Source organism: Acidovorax sp. KNOB132, assembly GCF_057541515.1.
Genome location: NZ_BAAJYT010000317.1, coordinates 1 through 3,814 on the forward strand (window position 1 = coordinate 1; position 3,814 = coordinate 3,814).

The following is a 3,814-nucleotide window of genomic DNA, read 5'->3' on the forward strand; positions in this document are numbered from 1 at the left end:
CGGAGCCGCTGGCCGCCGCTGCGCAACGCGCGCGCTGGCCGGGCCCCGGGCTGGTGCCCGATGGCTTGCTGCGAGCGGCCGTGCTGGAGCATTGCCTGCAGACGCCGGCACCGCAGCCGCTGGAGCGGGCCGGCTTCGACGAGGCGGCCCGCGCCGACATCGCGACCCGCCTGGCGGTCCGGGTGTCGAGCAATGCCGGACCCGGTTTGGCGGAGCAACTGGCCCAATCGAATCAGCTGCAGGCCCTGGCGGACCTGCGCCTGGATTCGCAGGCGATGAGTGCGTGGTTTGCCGAGGTCCGCCCAGCGAGCGGCAGCGACGGGGCGCAGGCGGCGCAACCCACGGAGGAAGGAGCGCCCGCCCAGGAGGCGCCCTGGGTGCAGGCCGTCTCCACGGCGCTTGTGCGCGCCGAGGAAGAGGCCGAGGGGCGGGACACCCGGGTGCCGGTGATCACGCGCGAGACCGTGCGTTCGGCCCTGAAGGACATCATCGCCAACATCGAGGGCTCTTCCCGGCTGCGGCTGAGCAGCGGCGGGCTGGTCGGGGTGGGGCTGCGGCAGATCACGTCGTCGATCAGCGCGGTGGCGAGCGCCTTCTTCCTGCGCGGGCGGGTCGATGGCCGGGCGCAGCGCGGCCGCCAGGCGGTCTTCGAGATCGCCATGCCTCCCTATGACATGGAGCTGGTGCTGGGATCGCAGCGCCAGGCCTCCAAGCAGATCGGGGTCGGCGCCTTCGTCGGGCCGGACATCGGTGTGGCCAAGGCGGGGGTCAACCTCGATACCGTGTTCTACGGCAAGGAAGAGGCCGAAATCCAGGGCATCTCCCTGCGCCTGCCGCGGGTCGGCCGGCCGGTGCCGGAGCTGCGGGCGGAGTTCTCGGCGCTGGTGGACGCGTTGCTCGACGGCAGCGAGGGCGGGGCGCAGGCGGACGACGCCACCCCGCTGCTGCAGCGCCTGCTGCAGGACTTTCCCGAGCTGACGGTCAACCGCATCGGCCTGGCCGGCGATGGCCGCCGCCGTCATGGGCTGGGTGCGGACCTGATGGGTTCGATCGGCAAATGGGGCGCCAAGGTGAGCGCCGGCGTGGGCGGCTTCGTGGAGGCCCAGCGCAACGTCACCAAGCACTATGCCGACGCCACCGGGCGCATGCGCGTGGAGCGGTCGATCGCGGGGCATGCCACGCGGGTCGGGGCCGGGGCCAAGGTGTCGGCCGGCCCGTCCGCCAGCGTGGCTTCGAGCACCTCGTTTTCCGGCGGGGTGGACCTGGCGCTCGCGGCGGTGCAAGCCGGCGTGAGCGCGGAGCACATCCTCGCGGGCCAGTTCCAGCGGCGGGAGGCGGTGTACGAGGACGGCCGCCTGCACCCGATGTCGTTCGTCGAGACGGAGTACCAGAAGGTCGACGCTTTCATGAACGCGGTGACGCCGGAGCTCGGAGAATGGGTGGAGGCCGGCGCCGACCCTGAACGCCTGGATGGCCTGCTGGCCGACATCCGCGACCACGCGGTGCCCACCCACAGCTTCGCCGCACGCTACATCGTGACGCCCGAGGCCCGCGCGCGCGACGATGCCTACCGCTCGTCGATGCAGCTGTGCGCGCAGCACCCGAGCGGCCTGCCGCAGGCGGTCTCCGCGCTGGCCGAAACGATCGAGGCGCAGTGGAAGGACCCGGCGGCCAAGCAGCCCTATTCGCTGCGCTCGTACGAGCGCAACACGGTGCAGAAGACGCAGGGCGTGGATCTGGTGGTGCAGATGGCGAGCGTGGAGGCGGCCGAGGCCTCGCACATCGACAACCGCCTGGATGTTCCGGCACAAAGGCCCCGCCGCGCGTGAGGCGCGGGGGATCGATCTTCCATCCCGGAGATGTCAGCCGGTCATGGGGCGCCGTGCCTTGCGCAGGCGCCTGCCGCCAGCCCCAGCCCCCGGGCGGGGATGGGGCTGGCGGCGCCCTTGCGTTCAGCGAGCCTTGGCCGCTGCCGCGTTCGCCGCGGCCAGCGCGGTCATGTTGACCACGCGGCGCACGGTGGAGGAGGGCGTCAGCACATGGGCCGATGCCGCGGCGCCCAGCAGGATCGGGCCGATGGTGGTGCCGTGGCTGCCGGTGGTCTTGAGCACGTTGAACAGAATGTTCGCCGCGTCCAGGTTGGGGCAGATCAGCACGTTGGCCGAGCCCGACAGCGTGCCTTCCAGCAGCGCGGTGTGGCGGATCTTCTCCGACAGGGCCGAGTCGCCGTGCAGTTCGCCGTCGCACTCGATGTGGGGCGCCGCCTTCACGAACAGGTCGCGTGCCGCGCGCATCTTGCGGGCCGAGGGGCGCGTGGACGAGCCGTAGTTGGAGTGCGACAGGAACGCCACCTTCGGCGGCAGGCCGAAGCGCTGCACTTCCTCGGCCGCCATCAGCGCGATCGCGGCCAGTTGCTCGGCATCGGGCGCCTCGTTGATGTACGTGTCGGCGATGAACAGCGTGTGCTGGTCCAGCGTGAGCGCGTTCACCGTGGCGAAGTCCGGCGTGCCTTCCTTCAGGCCGATCACCTGGCGCACATGCTCCAGGTGGTTGTCGAAGCGGCCCACCAGCCCGCACAGCAGCGCGTCGGCGTCGCCCAGGCGCACCATGAGCGCGCCGATCAGCGTGTTGGAGCGGCGCACCGCGGCCTTGGCGGCCTCGGGCGTGATGCCGTCGCGGCCCATGAGCTGGTGGTAGGCCTCCCAGTACTGGCGAAAACGCGGATCGTCCTCGGGGTTGCAGATCTCCACGTCCTTGCCCGGCTGCAGCCGCAGGCCGGCCTTCGCGATGCGCGTGGCGATGACGGCGGGGCGGCCGATCAGGATCGGACGCGCCAGGCCTTCGTCGACCGCCACCTGCGCCGCGCGCAGCACGCGGTCGTCCTCGCCCTCGGCATAGGCCACGCGCTGGGGGGCGCCTTGGCGGCGGTGAAGACCGGGCGCATGAACATGCTGGTCTGGTAGACGAAGCGGGTGAGGCTTTCGCGGTAGGCCGCGTAGTCCTGGATGGGCCGTGTGGCCACGCCCGAGGCCTCGGCCGCCTTGGCCACGGCGGGGGCGATGCGCAGGATCAGGCGCACGTCGAAGGGCGTGGGGATGAGGTAGTCGGGGCCGAAGGACAGCTCCTGGCCCGCATAGGCCGCGGCCACCTCGTCGCTCATCTCGGCCTTGGCGAGGTCGGCGATCTCGCGCACGCAGGCCAGCTTCATCTCCTGCGTGATCTTGGTCGCGCCGCAGTCGAGCGCGCCGCGGAAGATGTACGGAAAGCACAGCACGTTGTTGACCTGGTTCGGATAGTCCGAACGGCCCGTGGCGATGATGCAGTCGGGGCGCACGGCCTTGGCCAGCTCGGGGCGGATCTCGGGCTCGGGGTTGGCCAGGGCCAGGATGATCGGCTTGTCGGCCATGGTCTTGACCATCTCGGCCGTCAGCACGCCGGGGGCCGAGCAGCCCAGGAACACGTCGGCGCCGTTGACCACGTCGGCCAGCGTGCGGGCTTCGGTCTTTTGCGCGTAGCGGGCCTTGGATTCGTCGAGGTTCGCGCGGCCGTCGTGGATCACGCCCTTGGAGTCCACCACGAAGATGTGCTCGCGCTTCACGCCCAGGCCCACCATCACGTCCAGGCAGGCGATGGCGGCGGCGCCCGCGCCCGACACGGCCACCTTCACCGCGCCGATCTCCTTGCCCACCAGTTCCAGGCCGTTCAGCAGCGCGGCGCTGGAGATGATGGCCGTGCCGTGCTGGTCATCGTGGAACACCGGGATGTTCAGGCGCTTGGAGAGTTCGCGCTCGATGTAGAAGCACTCGGGCGCCTT

At 71.1% G+C, this 3,814-nt stretch carries 2 pseudogenes; one reads left to right on the top strand and one right to left on the bottom strand.

Annotated elements, in window-relative coordinates:
• Positions 1–1,829 (top strand): annotated as a pseudogene (locus AC27IO_RS21690) (hypothetical protein); the annotation flags it as partial.
• A 123-nt stretch (positions 1,830–1,952) separates the two neighbouring features.
• Here the strand turns inward: AC27IO_RS21690 and AC27IO_RS21695 are convergent.
• A pseudogene (locus tag AC27IO_RS21695) lies at positions 1,953–3,814 on the bottom strand (phosphate acyltransferase); the annotation flags it as partial.